Source organism: Sporobacter termitidis DSM 10068, from assembly GCF_900130065.1.
GTDB classification, from domain to species: Bacteria; Bacillota; Clostridia; order Oscillospirales; family Oscillospiraceae; genus Sporobacter; species Sporobacter termitidis.
On record NZ_FQXV01000001.1, the window covers coordinates 711,209 to 728,637 of the forward strand.

Consider the following 17,429-nt stretch of genomic DNA (forward strand, 5'->3'; position numbering starts at 1 on the left):
TTCAGCCGCGCGCTGCAGGAGAAGAGTCACTCCGGAGGCACATGTCCTCCTGCGTGACAAATGTTGAATTTATTTGCCGCTCCGGCGGCAAACTCTGCGAGGCTTTTCCCTTGTGTCACATCTGGACGACCAGCGTCTGGCGGGTGGCAGCGCCGCTTTCGATCTCGAACGCCTTCAGGTCCGGCGCTTCCCCGGCCAGGGAGAGGATCAGATAGCTGGCCTTCGGGTCGTAGGCCAGGCGGATGTCCTCCGCCGAGGGCCTGGCGGGCGTCTCCGGGTGGGAGTGAAAGTTCCCCAGCGGCGAAAGGCCGAGGGCGCGCATATCCTTTACCGCCGCCAGCTGCTCTCTGGGGTCGATGGAAAAATGCTCCGGGCTCTCGTCAATATTTTTTAAAAGATAAACCTTTTCAATCGTCTTCACGCCGCCGTCGATCGTCCCGGCGATCAGGCCGCAGGCCTCGTTGGGCAGGCCGGCCTTCGCGTGGGCGATGATGGCGTCGTAATCCGACCGCTTCAGCTTTACCGTCATGCTTTTATCTCACACCCCGCCTGTTCATAGTCAAAGGGCTTCAGGATCGTCGGGTTCTGCCCGCAGACGGCGCAGGAGCCGTTGCCCGGCAGCTTGATTTTGCGAAACTCCATCGTCAGGGCGTCATACGTCAGCAGCGCGCCGGTGAGCAGTTCGCCCTTGCCGACGATGTATTTGATGGCCTCCATGGCCTGCAGCGAGCCGATCACCCCGCCCATGGCGCCGATCACGCCCGCCTGGCGGCAGGTCGGCACGGCGTCCGGCGGGGGCGGCGCCTTGAAGACGCAGCGGTAGCAGGGCCCCTGCCCCGGCACATACGTCATGAGCTGGCCCCTGAACCGGATGATCCCCGCGTGGGAAAAGGGCTTTTTCGCCAGGACGCAGGCGTCGTTGATAAGGAACTTGGCGGGAAAGTTGTCCGTGCCGTCGATGACAAAATCATAGTCCCTGACGAGCTCCATGATATTGTCTGCCGCCACAAAGGTCTGGTAGGCGCGGACCCTGACGTCGGGGTTGACGGCCTCCATCGTCTCCCTGGCCGACTGCACCTTGGCCTTGCCCAGGTCCAGCGTCGTATGGATCACCTGCCGCTGCAGGTTGGACAGGTCCACCTCGTCCGCGTCGGCAATGCCGATGGTGCCCACGCCGGCGGCGGCCAGATAAAGGGCCGCGGGCGCGCCCAGCCCCCCGGCGCCGATAATCAGGACCTTGCTTTCCAAAAGCTTTTTCTGGCCCTTGACGCCGACCTCCTTGAGGATGATGTGGCGGGAATAGCGCTCCAGCTGTTCATTACTGAAGGCCATCAGCGTCCGCCCCCCATGAAGTACAGGAACTCGACGCTGTCCCCGTCGTGCAGCTCGGTCGTTTCAAATGTGCCGCCGGGCACAAACTCGTCGTTTAATGACACCGTGACATACAGCGGCATCTCCACGTTTTCCAGCTCGATGAGCTTTTGGACCGTCAGCGCCCCGGGATAGTCCTTCTTATTGCCCGCTACCGTTATCGTCATTTCGATTCCTCCAGAATTTTATCGATGATCCCGCGCAATACACCCTTGCCGTTAACTCCGGACAGGCGCGCGCGCTCCTGGCCGTTCATAAAGAAAACAAGCGTCGGCGCGGCGAGGATTTCATACTTGTCCGTCAGCGCGGTGCCGGCGGCCACATTGACCTTTATGAGCTTCACCCTGCCGTCGTATTCCTCCTCCAGCTCCGCCAGGACGGGAGACATTCTCCTGCAGGGCACGCAGCCCTCCGAATAGAAATCCACCAGCACCGGCACGCCGCCGGCGGCGAGCGCGCTTTGAAAATTATCCGCCGTGACCTTGACCGCCATCAGTCCGCCGCCTTTCTCACAATCAGGTTATAGGTCCCGTCTTCGTTGTCCAGGAGCTTCAATATCTGATGCCCCTCCTCCTTGATGCTTCTGGGGACGTTTTGAACCGGCTCCCCATCGTTCATGCGGATGGACAGTATCTGCCCCTCGTCAAGCTCCTCCAGCGCCACCTTTGCCTTGACGAAGGTCACCGGGCAGACAACGTCGGTGATATCCACCGTTTCGTCTATGGTATAATCAGCCATGGTACGCCTCCTGTATGGCGGCTTTGAACGTGTCCCAGCCCGCCCTGTCGATGGCCACCCGGAAGCGCTCGCTGGGCTTGGCGTGCTCGTCGAAAAACCTCAGCGCCGCGTCCGCCACGCGGAACAGTGTCCCCTTGTCCCGGATGATGGGCACCACCTGCTCGCCCTTGGCGATCAAATTCCCGAAGGTGCCGCCGAAGGAGAGGATATAGCCCGGCGTGCCCTTCCACGCGTCGAAGGGGCAGGACTTCACGCAGCGGCCGCAGTTTGTGCACTTGCTCTCGCTCAGCTCCAGCTTGCCGTCCGAGGCGGTGAGCGCGCCTTCGCGGCAGGCCTTGACGCAGACGCCGCAGAGCGTGCAGGCGCTCTCGTCCCATTCGATGGTATAGCCGCCCTTGATGCCCACGTCGTTTTCCTCGGCCTTCAGGCAGTTGTTCATGCAGCCGGTCACGCCGAATTTGAATTTATGGGGCAGCTCGCGGCCGAAATACCTGTCGGAGATCTCCACGGCCAGATTATATGTATCGATGCAGCCGGAGGGGCAGATGGCGCTGCCCTGGCAGGCCGTCACCGTCCGCACCCGGGGGCCGCAGACGCCGGTGGACACGCCGCCCGCCAGCAGCTCCTCTTTCACCTTTTCCACGTCGTCCAGCTTGATGAACGGGATCTCCACGCCCTGGCGGGAGGTGAGATGCACGTGCCCGTCGCCGTATTTCTTGCTCATTTCCGCAATGGTCGCCAGCTGCGCCGCCGTCAGGTTGCCGCCCACCACCTTCAGCCGCAGGGAAAAGTTATTTTTCTGCACCTGGCGCATGAACCCGCCGTTCTTCAGCGCCTTGTAATCTACACTCGCCAATTCAATCACCCTTTTTCATTTTTTGTATGGCCTGCGCGAAGTCCTCTTTCAGGTCCTCGATATCCTCCAGGCCGATGCTGATGCGGATCAGGTCGTCATAAACGCCGGCGCTCTGCTTCTGTTCGCCGGTGGAGTGCGCGTAGATCGTGGACGCCGGATGGATCACCAGTGTCCGGACGTCGCCGATATTCGTGGCGATATGCGCGTACTTCAGGCCGTTTATCAGCGCGAAAGCCTTTTCCTTGGAGCCCGCCCGGACGGTCAGGATCGCGCCGCCCATGCCGTTTTGCATCTGGCTTTCAACGAGCGGCTTATAAGGGCTTTCTTCAAGCCCGGGATAATTCACATTGTCGAGTGCCCCGGTTTCCGACAGGAATTCCGCCAGGGCCAGCGCGTTTGCGCAGAGCCGCTCCATGCGGATGCCCATGGTTTCGAGCCCGATGCAGTTGAGGTAGGCGTTCTGCGGCGCGAGGCACGGCCCGAAATTCCGCCAGATATCCTGCCTGAGCCGCGCGGTGTAGGCCAGCTTGCCCATGGGCCTGTATTTTGCCAGCGCCGGGAATTTTTTAAAGTCCCAGTCAAATCTCCCGCCGTCCACGATCACGCCGCTGATGGCGTCGCCGCTGCCGTTGATGTACTTGGAGGAGGAATGCACGACGATGCTCGCGCCGTGCGCCAGCGGGTTGACGAGCGCCGGCGTGGCGGAGGTGCTGTCGATGATGAGCGGGATTTTGTATTTTTCCGCCACCGCCGCGATCTGACGGATATCGACCACATCCAGCCGCGGGTTGCCGATCAGCTCGGCAAATATGACCTTTGTCCGCGGCGTGACGCTTTGCTCTATCTCTTCGGCCGTCACATTCCTCACAAACCGCGTGCCGATGCCAAAGGACTTTAAATCCTCCAGCAGATCCAAGGTCCCGCCAAACAGGCCGCTGCCGGAGACGACCTCGTCCCCGCTCTGCAGAATATTCAAAAGCGCCATGGCGATCGCCGCCATCCCGGAGGCGCAGGACACCGCATCCGCGCCGCCCTCTATGTACGCAAGCCTCTTTTCAAAGGCGGCCACCGTCGGGTTGGATATTCTCGTATAGGCAAAGCCCGGCGCCTTATTGCCGAAGACCTTTTCCAGCTTTTCGGCGGATTCGTGGGCAAAGGCCGAGGCCTGGTACACCGGCGGCAGCGTGGAGCCGGTGGGATCAAAAGCGTTCTGCACGCCGTGCAGAAGCGCGGTGTTGAGCTTCATGACTGTCCTCCAATTGGAATACGTCTTTTGACTGCGGTCCCACGTTAAAAAGCGCAGACGTCATCGGACACAAACTGAACGATAACCGACATTGCTTCAGCTCCTTACAGCGCATCGGACAAAATCTGATAGATCGGCGCGCCCTCGCACTGGGCCGGTATCCTGGTGCCGAGCAGAACGGCCGCGGTGGGCGTCACGTCCACCTGCCGGATGACGCGCTCCGTGGTGAAGCCGGGCTTTATCCCCTGCCCCGCCGCGATAAATACCGGCGACACCGAGGTGTTGTAGTATCCCTCCGCCGTGGTCAGCCCGTCGCCGTGCAGGCGGTTGAAGCCCTCGTCAACCGTGAAGAAAATATCGCCGCATTCCGGGCCGCTGACGCCGAGCAGGACGGCGTCCTTATTCCTCAGGGCAATGCCGACGACGCGCTTGCCGGTGCGGTCGTCCCTGTAGTTATACAGGTCCGAGATGAGCTGCTCCTCCAGGGCGTATTTGTCTTTTGGGTCGACAATGCCTTGCTTATCCCGGCCTTTTAGGTTTAAATAGATATAGTTGCTGCGTATCTGGACGGCCCGGGTTTTATCCCAGTCGATCTCGCTGAGCGAATTCCCGGACGCGTCCTTTTTGAGCACGGTGTAGCCCAGCTCCTCCATGACCTTGATGTTGGCGCCGGCGTACTCGCCCAGGATCGGCGGCACGTTCTCGCCCACAAGCAGCCCGTGGTCGGACACGATCAAAATCGTGTACTCCTCGTCCAGATAGCGCAGGAAGCGGCCGAGATACCGGTCCGTCTGCTCGTAAAAGCGGTCGATGAGCGCCTGATAAACCTTTTCGTCCGTGTGGTTCCATGGCTCCAGCGTTTTGCCCAGATGCCAGATCTGATGGCCGGCGCAGTCCACGTTGTGCAGATGGCTGAAAACGACGTCGTAGCCGCCGCGGTCCAGCAGGTATTCCAGGCAGTCGGCCTGCCACTTGCAGTAGATATCCCAGGACGGCTCGAACACCTGCTCCACCAGCTCCGAATCCTCGCCGCCGATGAGGCTGACGGGCGGGATGGGCCCGACGTTCTCCGTAATCTTTCCGTGCAGGGACACCGGGTGCCAGAGCATGTTATTTGTCGTATCCAGCGCGTTGCTGATCCACAGGCGCAGCGATGTGCCATCCGGGCTCAGCTCCAGGAGCTTATACGACCTGCAGCACGGCTTCGTCGCGCCCTTTTTCGTGGCGCTGTCGATGATGCCGGAAACCATTTTGCCGTTTTCCAGCACCGCGAACGGCTCCTTGTCCGCCTTGGCGCGGTAAAGGGAGACAGAATCGTAAACGCCGTCCCTGTTTTTCGTGATGAGGCCGTACCGGTTTTCCTTGCCGTTTGAAATGAGGAGCGTGAATTCCAGCGCGCCGTCCGGCGACCCGGCCCAATCCCGCGCCGGCGCGATGGGCGAAAAGACCATGTCGTAGGCCACCTTTGCGCCGATCATCATCTCCGTGTCGTCCAGGGTATTGACGTAGGTTCTGATCTCGCCGCCCTTGCGCGCCTCGTCCCCCCACCAGAGCTCCATCATCTCGTCGGCGTCGTCGTCCCCGCCGGACGACAGGACCTCGCCGATATCGGTAATGTTGCAGCCCACGCCGGCGGCCTTTTGCGTGTGCGGGATAAAGCGCAGCTTTTCCGTATCGCTCGAGGCGTAAACGATCTTCTCCCAGTCCATCTGCGCCACGCCCATGTTCACGGAGCCGGGCTGCGTCCCGTCCACCACGTGCAGCTGCGGGCTTTTGGAGGTCGGCGGCCAGGACGAGCCGGGCCAGTGCCACACCATCGTCTTCAGGCCGGCTTCCGCCGTCACGTTCCACAGCTGCTCCGCTTTGCAGTTTCGGGAGTCCATATTGTACACGACGGCGTCCAGGCTCTCGGGGGACTGGCGCCAGTAGCAGGTGATGCCGTGGGTCCCCGGGTAGGCGCCCGTGGCCAGCGTCGTCCAGCAGGGCGGCGTGATGGTGGGATGCGCCCCCAGCATATTGAGCTCTTTTCTCGCGGCGCCGCGCTCAATATAGTTTTTGATATGGGGCAGCCGGCCGGCATCAACCAGCCTTTTGGTCGTCGCCGGGTCCATCCCGTCCACGCCCAGGATAATCAGTTTTTTTGTCCGCGCATCTCTGTTCATTTGAACCTCCATTTTCAGACGTACAATGCTCAGCTTCAACCTCAGGTATCGTTCGCCATAACATACTATACATATCTACATACTATAATAGCCGATTGCCCGGCGCCTGGACAGCGTCAAATAAGCATACGGGATATCGAAAACCACGATAACGTCGCCCGAAACACCGCCGGAAAGCTGTTGACGAACGGCCAGGATGCAGGTATAGTATTCATATTAAACATATATGATTTATAATCCAGGAGGATTCGCCATGAAATTCGAGCAGCTGTATTTTTTCAAGGAGGCGGTGAAATATAATTCCATTTCCATTGCCGCCGAAAAAAATTACATGTCCCAATCCTCCGTCAGCTACGCGATCATCAATCTGGAAAAGGAGCTGGGCACCGAGCTGCTCAAGCGCACCAACGCCGGCGTCACGCCCACGCAGACGGGCGAGCTGGTCCTGCAGAAAACAGAGGATATTTTCAAAGCGGTCGACGAGATCGTTGAAATGACAAAGGAGCAGCGGGACGCCGGCGAGGTCAAGATCACCAGCATCCCCTGCATCTGCGACTGGATCATTCCCAAGGCGCTGCAGCGCCTGAAGGAACGGTCGGCGGACATCATGCTGTCCATCACCACGGCGGAAAGCAGCCAGGTGGCCCACGACGTGTCGTCCGGGATCTCGGAAATCGGCATCCTGATCAACTACGGGGAGCTGGAGCGCAACACGGACCTCAGATACACGCCGCTGTTCCGCGACGAATATATGCTTTACGTGGGCAAAAGCTCCCCCTACTGGGAAAAGGACAGCATCGCCTACGGGGAACTGGCAAACGCGCCGTACATCGCCTACCGCGACGAATTCAAAAAGTATAACGGCGGCCTGACAAACATGATCGGACCCGACAGGCCCCCGAACATCATCTTCCGGACGGATAACCTGGACTCCATCAAAAGCATGATCACCCACAATGATTACGTCGCGTTTTTCCCGAGATACATGTCCGAAAACGACGTTTACGTCCAGAGCGGCCTGATAAAACGGCTGCCCATCTCCAACAAGAGTCTGGCGTTCGAGGTCGGCTACGTGGAAAGCGTGAAATACAAGCCGAACAAGATCGACAGGATCGTGCTGAATGTGATCAAGGAAACGGTCAAGAAGATCAAAAACATCAGTCAGGCGGAGGAATAGCGTTGTTCTATGGCTTAGGGTCGGGCTTCCTGTGGGCGGCGCAGACCGTCCTGCTCTCCGTCGTGCTGGGGGCCGGGATTTTTACACAATCGGCGCAGGCGATTTATCTGGCGCCTTTCGTCGGGGCTTTTCTGAACGACGCCGTATCGGGCGTCTGGCTGCTTTTGTTCAGGAAGTCGAGCAGGCGGTTTCGGGGCAACAGCGTTCTTCACGCGCTCCGGACCGGGCCCGGAAAGTGGCTGCTTCTCAGCGGGCTGTTCGGCGGGCCGCTGGGCATGAGCGCCTATGTCCTGTCGCTGAGCTATGTGGGCCCGGCGGATACCGCCGTCATCTCCGCCCTGTATCCGGTGCTGGGCTCGATATTCGCCCGTTTATTCCTGAAGGAGGACCTCACCCGAAAGCAGCTGGCCGGCATCCTTCTGAGCGCCGCGGGGGTGATCGGCATGGTGGGCCTGCCGCGGGGCGGCGGCCACCCCGTCTATTACGTTTTTTCACTTGCCTGCGCGCTGTTCTGGGGCCTGGAGGCGGTTGTCTCGTCCCACGCCATGAAGCAGGGAAACGTGCCGTTTGAAACGGCCCTGCAAATCCGGCAGTGGACGTCGGTTTTATGCTACGCCGCGCTTTTTCTTCCCCTGCTGCGCGCCTGGGGCTTTACCGGGCAGGTCCTGACCGACAGGGTCCTCCTGCTTTTCGTCCTCACGGCGCTCCTGGAGACGGGCTCCTACCTCCTCTACTATAAGTCCATCAGCGTGACGGGCGCGCCAAAGGCGATGTCCCTGAACATTACATACATCATCTGGTCCATTTTCCTCAGTATCCTGATATTCAAAAAATTGCCCACGGCGTTTGAGGCCGTGAGCATCGGGGTCCTGCTCGCCGGTGTTTTAATGGTCGTCAAGTTCGGGCGGAAAAAGCCGCCGCCCGGAGCTTTATGAAAATATTGAATACCCCATATGCAGCGAAAGGGTATTCCATTCGGCACGGTTTTGAGTTAAAGTAAAATACATATAAAACATATGTATTTACTATGAATTGGAGGGGCGGAGAATAAACACTATCAGCAAAAGATACCTCATCAGTATTTTAACCGGCGTCGTCATCCTGATTCTCTGGACAGTGGTGACCTGGAACCACAGGATTTCGAGTATCATCATCCCCTCACCGGCCGAGATGTGGAATACCTTCCTGGAGCTTTTGGAAAAGGGCTATAAGGGCCATACCCTGTGGGAGCATTTGTTCGCAAGCCTGCGGCGGCTTTTGATCGCGTACGTCCTTGCCGTGGGCACCGCCATCCCCCTGGGGCTTTTAAGCGGTTATTCGGACAAAATACGCGCGGTTTTTGAGCCGATCATCGCTTTTATACGGCCGCTCCCCCCTTTAGGCTATTACACGATCATTATCCTGTGGATGGGCATCGGCGACAGCTCCAAGATTTTTCTGCTGTATCTCGGCGCCTTCGCCCCGATTTTCGTCTCGTGCGTCGCGGGCGTGACGCGCGTCAAGCAGGACTATATCAACCGCGCCAGGACCTTGGGCGCGGGCAAACGGCAGGTCTTCTTCCACGTCATTCTGCCCTCCTCCCTGCCGGATATATTCGTCGGCCTGAGGAACGCCATGAGCGGCGCGTACGCGACCTCCGTGGCGGCGGAAATGGTGGCGGCCGTGTCGGGCATCGGCTGGATGGTGCTGGACGCCAGCAAATATCTGCGCAGCGACGTTATATTCGTGGGCATTATCATCATGGGTGTTACAGGCATTTTGCTTGACAGAATATTGCTTTACTTAGAAAAGAAAATCGTCTTTTGGAAAGGCAAAAGTTAAAAAACAGGAGGTCATTGAAATGAAATTGGTAAAAAGTCTGCTTGTCGCGGGTCTTGTGCTGGTCCTGGGAGGCCAACTCGCGGCGTGCGGCTCTCCGGCAAAAACCGAGGCGTCGCCCTCCGCGAGCGTCTCGGCGGGGACCGGCACGGGGTCGGCGGACAGCACAAAAGACCCCGTTACCGGGGAAGCTTATCCGGACGTCATCAATATCGGCGTCATCGAAGGCGGCCCCGAGTCCGCCATTCTGACTCAGGAGAATTATTTCAGCGGCATCGGCGTGAAGGTGAACGCCGTGACGTATTCGGCGGGGACCGACATCAACAACGCCATCGTCTCGGGGGATGTGGACGTGGCCTGCTTCGGCGCCTCGCCGATCGCCCTGGGCATTGCCAACAACATCAACTACAAAGCGATCTTCGTTTCTTACATCGAGGGCGGCAACATCGAGGCGCTGGCCGTGAAAAATAGCCTGGGCGTCACCGACGTGGCCGGCCTCAAGGGCAAGCGGATCGCCGCCCCGTTCGGGACGACGTCCCACTACGCCTTGCTGAACGCCCTGAAGCTGGCCGGTCTCAGCGCGGGCGACGTGACGCTCCTCGATATGGGCGGGCAGGACATCGTGGCCGCCTGGCAGCGCGGCGATATCGACGCGGCATATATCTGGAGCCCGGCGCTGGACGAGATCGTCAAGGACGGCAATATCGTCATCAACGACGGCAAGCTGGCCGAGCAGGGCGTGAAAATCCCGGAAATCGGCGTGGCCAGAACAGAATTCGCCCAAAAATACCCGACGCTCGTCAGCCAGTACGTGAAAGCGCTGATCAACACCTATGACCTCGTCAAGACAAACCCGGAGCAGGCCGCCAAAGACGTCGCCGACTGGGAAGGCATCTCCACGGACGGCGCCAAGGGACAGGTCACCGACAACATCTGGATATCCGGCGAGGACCAGCTCACCGCCGATTACCTCGGCACGGCGGATAAAAAGGGCGCTCTGGCAGAGATCCTGAAGACGATCGCGGACTTCCACGCGGACCAGGGCAACATCAGCAAAGCCCCGGACGTCAAGGCCTTTGAGGACGCCATTGATCCGTCCTTTGTATCACTGGCATTAAAATAAGCTGAGGCTGTGAGCGGAATAACGGCGGGGGGCATCATGGACAACGAACAGAACAAGACGGTGGAAAATTTCTTCGAGGCGGCAAACGAGCTGATCTCCATGGAAAACGTGTCTCTTGTCTACGACAAGGGCGCGGGCGCTGTGCCGGCCATCGACAATATCAACGTGAATATCTACCCGGGCGAGTTCGTCTGCGTGATGGGGCCCAGCGGCTGCGGAAAGAGCACGCTTCTCAACATCCTGGCCGGCTTCATTCCGCCCACCGGCGGAACGGTGAAGCTCAACCAGACCGAAATCAAAGGCATCGACTGGCACCGGGGCGTCGTCTTCCAGCAGCCGCCCCTCTACGAGTGGTATTCCGTCCGGAAGAACATTGCCTTCGGCCCCATGATGAAAAAGGTGCCGAAGAGCAAAATCCGGGAAGAGGTGTCGACCTACCTTGAAAAGGTCGGCCTGACGGAATTTGCGGATAAAAAGGTGTATGAGCTGTCGGGCGGGATGAAGCAGCGCGCAGCGATCGCCAGCGCCCTCATCAACAACCCGGAAATCCTGTTGATGGACGAACCCTTCGGCGCGCTGGACGCCCTGACAAGGGAGCAGATGCAGGGCCTGATACGAAAAATATGGTGGAGCTCCGGGAAAACCATCTTCTTCATCACCCATGACGTGGACGAGGCGCTCCTCCTGGCAACGCGCATCCTGGTCATGTCGAAGCATCCCGGCAAAATCATCGCCGACCTGCCCGTGCATTTCACGAAAGACATCGTCACGGAAAACTCGGACGACACGCGCTATACCGAAAGCTTTCATCAAAAGCGAAAGCACATTTTACAGCTGATCAACGAGCAATAAACAAAGAGCACAAAAAAGGCTGCCGTGAGGCAGCCTTTTTAGCTGTCGAAAAGCCTGCATCCAGAGGGCAAAGCCTCGCAGAGTTCGCCGCCGGAGCGGCAAATAAATTCAAAATCGTCACGCAGGAGGACATGCGCCTCCGGAGTGACTCTTCGCATGCAGCGCGCGGCTGAGCGCGCTGCATGCAGCCCTTTCGGATAAAGCCCAAAGGGCTTTAATCGACAGCCGGGCGATTTCCCGCTTTCACTTTTTGAAAGGCTGCGGTATAATGGGCTTAAAATAATAACCGCTCTGCGGCGAAAGGGAGGCCAATTTCATGGAGTTTTTTGAAGCGGTCGAGAAGCGCTACAGTTATCGCGGCGAGTTTACGAACGCGCCCATGCCGCGCGAGGACCTGATCAAAATCGTGACGGCGGGCACAAAGGCGCCCTCGGCCGGGAATCTGCAGACCCAGAGTTTCCTCGTCGTGACGGACGCGGGAGTCCGGGCGGAAATCGCGGAAATCTTTCCCCACAAGGGCGTGGCCACGGCGCCCGCGCTGATCCTGCTGGTATCCGAGCATCAGGAGCTCGGGCCGATGAAGGTGTCCTTTGAGCTGAAGGATTACGGCGCCGCGGCGGAAAACATCCTCCTTGCCATCGCGGCGCTGGGCTACGCCTCGGTCTGGACGGACGGCGAAACGGGTATGACCCCGGAGCGCCAGGAAAAGCTGAGCGCGCTCCTAGGCATACCGGAGGGCCGCGCCGTGCGCGCCGTTCTGCCGGTCGGCGTCCCCAAAACGCCCGGCCGGCAGCCGCCCCGCAAGCCCTTTGACGATTTGGTGAAGTTCGAGAAATATTCTTAACCATGGGCAGAGCAGCAAACCGCAAGGCTCCCGGTTTTACGCAAAATTACTGAGCAGAGGAATAACGAGATGGAAATTAAAAAAGTCACCTTGATCGGGCTGGGCGCCATGGGCGTGTTCTTCGCGCCCAAGCTCAGCGACTGTCTGCCGGCGGGGCATTTCAGAGTGCTTGCCGACGGCGAGCGGAAGGCGCGGCTGGAGGCAAACGGCGTCACACTGAACGGCGTTACCCGGCATTTCCCGGTGATCACGCCGCGGGCAAGCGGCGACCCGGCCGACCTTATCATCATCGCCGTCAAGGACGCGGGGCTTTCTCAGGCCATTCTCGATATTAAAAACCAGGTCGGGCCGGAGACCCAGATCCTCTGCGTGATGAACGGGGTCGACAGCGAGGAGCGCGTGGCGGAGGTTTACGGCTGGGAAAACGTCCTGTATTCTTACATGCGCGTGTCCATCGTGATGAAGGACGGCACGGCAAACTTCAATCCGGACGTCGGCACGGTACACTTCGGCGAGGCGAAAAACGACACGCTGTCCGAAAGGGTCCGGCGCGTCAAGGCCCTGTTCGACCGCTGCGGGATCGGCTGCGAGATCGACGAGGACATGATCCGGGGCATGTGGTTTAAATTCATGTGCAACGTGGGAGAAAACCTGACCTGCGCCCTGCTGGGGATTCCCTTCGGCGCATACCGGGTGAGCGACCACGCCAACGCCATCCGGCGCGAGGCCATGTGGGAGGTCGTGCGCGTGGCGGGTTGCCTCGGCATCGCGCTGGGGGAAGAGGACATCGAGCTGCAGGAGGAGACGATCAGGCATCTCCCCTTCGCCAACAAGCCCTCCACCCTGCAGGACCTGGAGCGCGGCCTGCCGACGGAGGTCGATATGTTCGCCGGCAAGGTGCTGCAGCTCGGCCAGGAGCTGAACGTCGACACGCCCCTGTGCTGGATGTTCTATCACGGCATCAAGGTTTACGAGGAAAAAAACGCCTCGAAATTTAAAGAGTAAAAAAGATGCCCGGTTTCAACAAAACCGGGCATCTGAGGCTATCGCTAAAGCCCGAAGGGCTTTAGCGACAAGGGGATTGCGGCGCCGCTCAGCCGCTCCCCGCATGAGAAGTGTCACTCCGGAGGCGCATGTCCTCCTGCGTGACAAATCATGAATTTATTTGCCGCTCCGGCGGCAAACTCTGCGAGGCTTTCCCCGCTGTGCGCGGGCTTTAGCGGCAAGCCTCAGTCGATACCCACCATGACCGAGGTGGCCTTGATGATGGCATAGGCATCCATGCCGACCTTCAGGCCGAGCTCCTTGACGGCGTCCATGGAGATGGTCGAGCTGACCTTGTTGCCGCCGCCGATATCGAGGGTAACGATCGCGTTGACGGCGCCTTCCTTGATCTGCGTGATTTTTCCCTTGAGCTGGTTTCGTGCGCTGATTTTCATGGGGTAACAGTCCTTTCTTCCTGAATTTCTTTTCTCACTGCTATTATCGCTGAATATTGGCGAAATCATAACGTCAGATTTCAAAAAAGCGGGGACAATCTGCAGCCCAGATGTCCCCGCTTTCATATACGCTTTCAAGCGTCAGTGTTCCGTAAAAAAGACGTGCGCCGGATCGAAATGCAGCGTCACGGGCTGAGAGAAATCGGCGATCTCCCGCAGCTGATCCCTTTTGAGCTCGCATTGCAGCTGATAATCCTCGGCGCCGTCCGGCTTTGAGCCGGGCTTCAGATAGAGCGTCGTGGTAAAGGGCGCCTCGCTCACATCGGCAATCCACGCCGCAAAGCAATTGTCGGCGTCGCCCTCCCCGGCCAGCCTCAGATGATTTGACCTGATGCCGGCAAAGCCTTTTTCCGCGCCGATTTCCATGGCCGACGTCAGCGTCAGGCCCCAGTCCGGCACGCGCACGCTGTGGTCGGATACCCGCACCGCCGGCCTGATGTTTTTGCAACCGGTGATCACGGCCGTCTCATAGGATTCCGGCCGCTCGAATATCTCCTGCCTCGGGCCGGAGGCCTCCACCCTGCCGCTGTTGATGATAACGAGCCGGGCGCACAGGCGATAGGCCTCCTCCATGTTGTGCGTGACAAACAGGGCGCAGCCCTTAAAGTCCTTGAGCAGCTCGGCCATATCCTTCATCATGCGCGTTTTCAGATGCTGGTCAAGCGCCGAAAAGGGCTCGTCCAGCAAAAGGATGTCCGGCTCGACGGCCAGCGCTCTGGCCAGGGCCACGCGCTGCTGCTGGCCGCCCGATATCTGCGCGGGATATCTGCCGGCGAAATCGGCGATGTTGAACCGCTTCAGCAGCGCGCCCACCTTTTCGTCCTTCTCCCCCGGCGTCAGGCCGTCAAGGGCAAAGGCGATGTTGTCCCTGATGGTCATGTGCGGAAACAGCGCGTAGTTTTGAAACAGGATTCCCGCTTTCCTGTGCTGGGGCGTGATATGTATCCTTTTGGACGCGTCAAAAAACATCCTGCCGTCCAGGACGATCGTGCCGGCGTCAGGCTTCACGAGCCCCGCGATGCAGTTTAAGAGCATGCTTTTTCCCGAGCCGGACGCGCCGAGGATGCCGGTAACGCCTGGCGCGCAGTCCAGCTTTATCTTGAGCGAGAAGCCGGGAAACCGCTTCTCGATGTCGACGTTGAGTCCCATTCAGCTCCTCCCGGCGCCGAGTCTTTTTTTCGTTTTATCGGTGCTCCGGGCGTTCATGAAGAACAGCACGGCAAGGGAGATGACGAAGATGATCCCCACCCAGATGAGGGCGGTCCTCGTATCGTCGTTCTGCACCGCGAAATAGATGGCCAGGGGGATCGACTGCGTCCTGCCCGGTATATTCCCCGCCACCATCATCGTCGCGCCGAATTCGCCCAGCGACCGCGCGAAGCACAGCGCCGTGGCGGCGGCGATGCCAGGCCAGGCCAGGGGGACGGCCACGCGCCAGAATATCCGCCGTTCGGATACGCCCAGCGTCCTCGCCGCGTTGAGGATGTTCGGGTCGATCTGCTCAAAAGCCCCCCGGGCCGTCCTGTACATGAGCGGAAACGCCACCAGAATGGACGCCAGCGCCGCGGCGTACCACGTGAAGATGATTTTGACCCCGAAGAGCCCCAGGAGCCGGCCGACCGGCCCGTGTATGCCGATGAGCATGAGAAGTGCGAATCCCGCCACAGTCGGGGGCAGGACCAGAGGCAGTGTCAGGACGCCGTCCAACAGCCCCTGCCACTTGCCTCTGTGCTTTGTCATCCCCCAAGCGATGGCTATCCCAAGGAAAAAGTTGACGACCGTGGCCACAAGCGTGACCTTGACGGATATCCATGCCGGGGACAGATCAAAACTCATTCTTGCCCTCCAGGTTATTTAGAATGTTTTAAAGCCGTATTTCTCAAAAACAGCCTTCGCCGCCGACGTGGACATGAAGTTCATGAAATCGGCCGCCGCGACCTGATGCGCCGACGCCTTGACAACGGCGCCGGGATAGACGATCGGCGTATGGGACGCGTCGATGGCCGTGCAGACGATCTTGACGTCCGGCTCGGTCAGGGCGTCGGTCCTGTAGACAACGCCGCAGTCGACGTTTCCGGACGCCACATGGGTGAGGACCGTTCTGACATTGTTGTCAAACGTGGCTTTTTTCTGGACCTCGTCCCAGACGTTATAGTATGTAAAGGTCTCCTTGGCGTACGTGCCGGCGGGAACGCTCGTGGTGTCGCCGAGGGCGATCATCTTGACGGCGCTGGTCGCCACGTCGGCAAAGGTACTGATTTTGAGCGTGGAGTTCTTGGGTACGACGAGAACGAGGTCGTTGCCGAGGAGATTTTTAATCGTCGTGTTGACGGCAAGTCCCTCATTTTTCAGCGTATCCATGTTTTTGGTGTCCGCGGAGAAGAAGAGGTCGACCGGCGCGCCCTGCTCGATCTGCTTGCGCAGCGTTCCCGAGGCGTCATAGTTGAAGGTCAGCTTCGTATTGGGTTTTTCGGCGTTGTACAGCTTTGCCACCTCGTTCATCGCGTCCGTCAGGCTCGCGGCGGCATTGATGGTCAGCTCAACCTTGGTGACGATATTGACGGTGGTGTTGCCGCCCGAGGTGGTATAATCCACGTCATACCCGAGGGCCTGGCACAGGAAGCGGAACGGGACATAGATGCGGCCGTTCGAGGCGACAGCGGTGGTGTCCATCGTAACGGAGCCGCTGGGCGTGGAGATCGTGCTGGCGCCGAGCTTGATCTTGATGTTGCCGTCGATAACGGCCGTCTGGGCGCTCTGATCCCAGGAAACCGTGGCGCCGAGGGTCTCGGAAATGGCCCTGATCGGTATCTGCGTCCTGTTTGCCGAATCGACATACGGCGCGCCGTAGGACGCGGAGATCGAGACCGGCTTGCCGTCAACGGCAACGGTCACGGCCGCCGCGGACGCCATAATCGCCGACAGGCTGAAAACAAGTGCGACAGCGGTCAGGATGGTAAGCAGCTTTTTGAACTTTTTCATGATATTCCTCCTTATAATGATACACGGTGCATTGACATACCCCGGAATGTTTTCCATTATAGCTTAAATTTAACTTAAATACAACAATATATATCCTATAAAATATGTTTTAAACAAACTAAAACAAACTCGCCGGCAGGGATATATTTTGCGCTTGCCAAATAAATCGCAATGCTGTATCTTGTTGGTAGGCAGATATGCTGTGGGAGGCTTTTATGCAGGAGGAATTGCTTTATACCCCGGAGGAGATCGCCGGCAAGCTGAAGCTCTCGAGATACACTATTTATGAAATGATCAAGCATGGCGATATCCAGGCCCACCGCATCGGGCGGAGCATCCGGATATCGGAGTCGCAGCTCGAGCTTTACCTGCTGAGCACAAAGCAGGCCGACAATATTTTTGAGGCCGATATCGTCATCGAGGGCGATTCGAAGTATGCGCTGGTGAACACCGTGAAGATCTTTGTCGCCACCGACCTTGACGGCCGCGTCAGGCTCATGATCCGGCCGGAGGACATCATTCTCAGCGCCGGGACCTTTATCAGCAGCGCGCGGAATATGCTGCGCGGGACGGTGACGCAGATCGACGCCGACGACATGAGCGCCAAGGTCTATCTGAACGTCGGCATCCCTCTGTGCGCCCTGATCACAAAGCGGTCGCTCGTCGAGATGGATATCAAGACGGGGGACGAGCTGTATGCGATATTCAAGACGATGTCGGTGCGGATCGTCAAATAAAACAAAAGCATCGGGACCGGGGTT

General features: G+C 58.9%; 20 protein-coding genes. 8 read left to right on the forward strand and 12 right to left on the reverse strand.

Features of this window, described 5'->3' with window-relative positions; genetic code table 11:
* Window positions 1-115: 115 nt before the first annotated feature.
* From BUB60_RS03320 to BUB60_RS03355, 8 genes are all read right to left on the reverse strand, one after another.
* Window positions 116-529, reverse strand: coding sequence for a M67 family metallopeptidase (locus BUB60_RS03320; RefSeq protein ID WP_073076187.1), 414 nt, complete (start codon window positions 527-529; stop codon window positions 116-118).
* Window positions 526-1,332: a HesA/MoeB/ThiF family protein gene (locus BUB60_RS03325; RefSeq protein ID WP_073076188.1), complete on the reverse strand. Its 807-nt coding sequence runs from the start codon at window positions 1,330-1,332 to the stop codon at window positions 526-528. The genes BUB60_RS03320 and BUB60_RS03325 overlap by 4 nt, the downstream gene beginning before the upstream one ends.
* The gene (gene thiS, locus BUB60_RS03330) at window positions 1,332-1,538 is read right to left on the reverse strand and encodes a sulfur carrier protein ThiS (protein WP_073076189.1); all 207 of its coding nucleotides are present in this window, start codon (window positions 1,536-1,538) and stop codon (window positions 1,332-1,334) included. The genes BUB60_RS03325 and thiS overlap by 1 nt, the downstream gene beginning before the upstream one ends.
* Complete coding sequence (locus BUB60_RS03335; protein ID WP_073076190.1) at window positions 1,535-1,864, reverse strand: thioredoxin family protein; 330 nt, start codon at window positions 1,862-1,864, stop codon at window positions 1,535-1,537. Before BUB60_RS03335 ends, thiS begins: the two co-directional genes overlap by 4 nt.
* Window positions 1,864-2,109, reverse strand: coding sequence for a sulfurtransferase TusA family protein (locus tag BUB60_RS03340; protein ID WP_073076191.1), 246 nt, complete (start codon window positions 2,107-2,109; stop codon window positions 1,864-1,866). Before BUB60_RS03340 ends, BUB60_RS03335 begins: the two co-directional genes overlap by 1 nt.
* A complete protein-coding gene (locus BUB60_RS03345; protein WP_341444113.1) occupies window positions 2,102-2,965 on the reverse strand; it encodes a 4Fe-4S binding protein in 864 nt (287 codons plus the stop codon). The genes BUB60_RS03340 and BUB60_RS03345 overlap by 8 nt, the downstream gene beginning before the upstream one ends.
* A 1-nt stretch (window position 2,966) precedes the next feature.
* Window positions 2,967-4,211 (reverse strand): O-acetylhomoserine aminocarboxypropyltransferase/cysteine synthase family protein, encoded by a 1,245-nt coding sequence (locus tag BUB60_RS03350; protein ID WP_073076192.1) that lies wholly within the window; start codon window positions 4,209-4,211, stop codon window positions 2,967-2,969.
* Window positions 4,212-4,315: 104 nt separating this feature from the next.
* On the reverse strand, window positions 4,316-6,373 hold the full coding sequence (locus tag BUB60_RS03355; protein WP_073076193.1) for an alkaline phosphatase family protein: 2,058 nt from the start codon (window positions 6,371-6,373) through the stop codon (window positions 4,316-4,318).
* Window positions 6,374-6,626: 253 nt separating this feature from the next.
* On the opposite strand from BUB60_RS03355, the gene BUB60_RS03365 reads away from it, so the two are divergent.
* From BUB60_RS03365 to BUB60_RS03395, 7 genes are all read left to right on the forward strand, one after another.
* A complete protein-coding gene (locus tag BUB60_RS03365) occupies window positions 6,627-7,550 on the forward strand; it encodes a LysR family transcriptional regulator (protein ID WP_073076195.1) in 924 nt (307 codons plus the stop codon).
* Between the two features lie 2 nt (window positions 7,551-7,552).
* Window positions 7,553-8,485 carry a DMT family transporter gene (locus BUB60_RS03370; protein WP_073076196.1) on the forward strand — a complete coding sequence of 311 codons (933 nt, stop codon included), beginning with the start codon at window positions 7,553-7,555 and terminating at the stop codon, window positions 8,483-8,485.
* 97 nt (window positions 8,486-8,582) lie between these two features.
* Complete coding sequence (locus BUB60_RS03375) at window positions 8,583-9,371, forward strand: ABC transporter permease (protein WP_073076197.1); 789 nt, start codon at window positions 8,583-8,585, stop codon at window positions 9,369-9,371.
* Window positions 9,372-9,390: 19 nt separating this feature from the next.
* Window positions 9,391-10,491, forward strand: a complete 1,101-nt coding sequence (locus BUB60_RS03380; RefSeq protein ID WP_073076198.1) for a taurine ABC transporter substrate-binding protein — start codon at window positions 9,391-9,393, stop codon at window positions 10,489-10,491.
* A gap of 36 nt (window positions 10,492-10,527) precedes the next feature.
* Window positions 10,528-11,343 carry an ABC transporter ATP-binding protein gene (locus tag BUB60_RS03385; protein ID WP_073076199.1) on the forward strand — a complete coding sequence of 272 codons (816 nt, stop codon included), beginning with the start codon at window positions 10,528-10,530 and terminating at the stop codon, window positions 11,341-11,343.
* A 316-nt stretch (window positions 11,344-11,659) separates the two neighbouring features.
* Entirely contained in the window at window positions 11,660-12,187 is a 528-nt protein-coding gene (locus tag BUB60_RS03390) for a nitroreductase family protein (RefSeq protein WP_073076200.1), read from the forward strand.
* 69 nt (window positions 12,188-12,256) lie between these two features.
* A complete protein-coding gene (locus BUB60_RS03395) occupies window positions 12,257-13,192 on the forward strand; it encodes a ketopantoate reductase family protein (RefSeq protein WP_073076201.1) in 936 nt (311 codons plus the stop codon).
* A gap of 224 nt (window positions 13,193-13,416) precedes the next feature.
* On the opposite strand, the gene BUB60_RS03400 is transcribed toward BUB60_RS03395, so the two are convergent.
* The 4 genes from BUB60_RS03400 to modA form a co-directional block, all read right to left on the reverse strand.
* A complete protein-coding gene (locus BUB60_RS03400) occupies window positions 13,417-13,626 on the reverse strand; it encodes a TOBE domain-containing protein (RefSeq protein WP_073076202.1) in 210 nt (69 codons plus the stop codon).
* Window positions 13,627-13,767: 141 nt separating this feature from the next.
* Entirely contained in the window at window positions 13,768-14,835 is a 1,068-nt protein-coding gene (locus tag BUB60_RS19490) for a sulfate/molybdate ABC transporter ATP-binding protein (RefSeq protein ID WP_084726207.1), read from the reverse strand.
* Window positions 14,836-15,522: a molybdate ABC transporter permease subunit gene (modB, locus tag BUB60_RS19495; protein ID WP_084726208.1), complete on the reverse strand. Its 687-nt coding sequence runs from the start codon at window positions 15,520-15,522 to the stop codon at window positions 14,836-14,838.
* Window positions 15,523-15,540: 18 nt separating this feature from the next.
* On the reverse strand, window positions 15,541-16,668 hold the full coding sequence (gene modA / locus BUB60_RS03410) for a molybdate ABC transporter substrate-binding protein (protein ID WP_073076203.1): 1,128 nt from the start codon (window positions 16,666-16,668) through the stop codon (window positions 15,541-15,543).
* A 215-nt stretch (window positions 16,669-16,883) separates the two neighbouring features.
* Here modA and BUB60_RS03415 point away from each other — a divergent pair, with 215 nt between their 5' ends.
* Window positions 16,884-17,405 carry a helix-turn-helix domain-containing protein gene (locus BUB60_RS03415; protein WP_073076204.1) on the forward strand — a complete coding sequence of 174 codons (522 nt, stop codon included), beginning with the start codon at window positions 16,884-16,886 and terminating at the stop codon, window positions 17,403-17,405.
* Window positions 17,406-17,429 lie beyond the last annotated feature (24 nt).

Coding starts and splice junctions, on each gene's coding strand:
- BUB60_RS03320 (WP_073076187.1), bottom strand. CDS start 529: ATGACGGTAAAGCTGAAGCGGTCGGATTACGACGCCATCATCGCCCAC.
- BUB60_RS03365 (WP_073076195.1), top strand. CDS start 6,627: ATGAAATTCGAGCAGCTGTATTTTTTCAAGGAGGCGGTGAAATATAAT.
- thiS (WP_073076189.1), bottom strand. CDS start 1,538: ATGACGATAACGGTAGCGGGCAATAAGAAGGACTATCCCGGGGCGCTG.
- BUB60_RS03380 (WP_073076198.1), top strand. CDS start 9,391: ATGAAATTGGTAAAAAGTCTGCTTGTCGCGGGTCTTGTGCTGGTCCTG.
- BUB60_RS03335 (WP_073076190.1), bottom strand. CDS start 1,864: ATGGCGGTCAAGGTCACGGCGGATAATTTTCAAAGCGCGCTCGCCGCC.
- BUB60_RS03390 (WP_073076200.1), top strand. CDS start 11,660: ATGGAGTTTTTTGAAGCGGTCGAGAAGCGCTACAGTTATCGCGGCGAG.
- BUB60_RS19490 (WP_084726207.1), bottom strand. CDS start 14,835: ATGGGACTCAACGTCGACATCGAGAAGCGGTTTCCCGGCTTCTCGCTC.
- modB (WP_084726208.1), bottom strand. CDS start 15,522: ATGAGTTTTGATCTGTCCCCGGCATGGATATCCGTCAAGGTCACGCTT.
- BUB60_RS03355 (WP_073076193.1), bottom strand. CDS start 6,373: ATGAACAGAGATGCGCGGACAAAAAAACTGATTATCCTGGGCGTGGAC.
- BUB60_RS03395 (WP_073076201.1), top strand. CDS start 12,257: ATGGAAATTAAAAAAGTCACCTTGATCGGGCTGGGCGCCATGGGCGTG.
- BUB60_RS03385 (WP_073076199.1), top strand. CDS start 10,528: ATGGACAACGAACAGAACAAGACGGTGGAAAATTTCTTCGAGGCGGCA.
- BUB60_RS03415 (WP_073076204.1), top strand. CDS start 16,884: ATGCAGGAGGAATTGCTTTATACCCCGGAGGAGATCGCCGGCAAGCTG.
- BUB60_RS03340 (WP_073076191.1), bottom strand. CDS start 2,109: ATGGCTGATTATACCATAGACGAAACGGTGGATATCACCGACGTTGTC.
- BUB60_RS03400 (WP_073076202.1), bottom strand. CDS start 13,626: ATGAAAATCAGCGCACGAAACCAGCTCAAGGGAAAAATCACGCAGATC.
- BUB60_RS03325 (WP_073076188.1), bottom strand. CDS start 1,332: ATGGCCTTCAGTAATGAACAGCTGGAGCGCTATTCCCGCCACATCATC.
- BUB60_RS03350 (WP_073076192.1), bottom strand. CDS start 4,211: ATGAAGCTCAACACCGCGCTTCTGCACGGCGTGCAGAACGCTTTTGAT.
- modA (WP_073076203.1), bottom strand. CDS start 16,668: ATGAAAAAGTTCAAAAAGCTGCTTACCATCCTGACCGCTGTCGCACTT.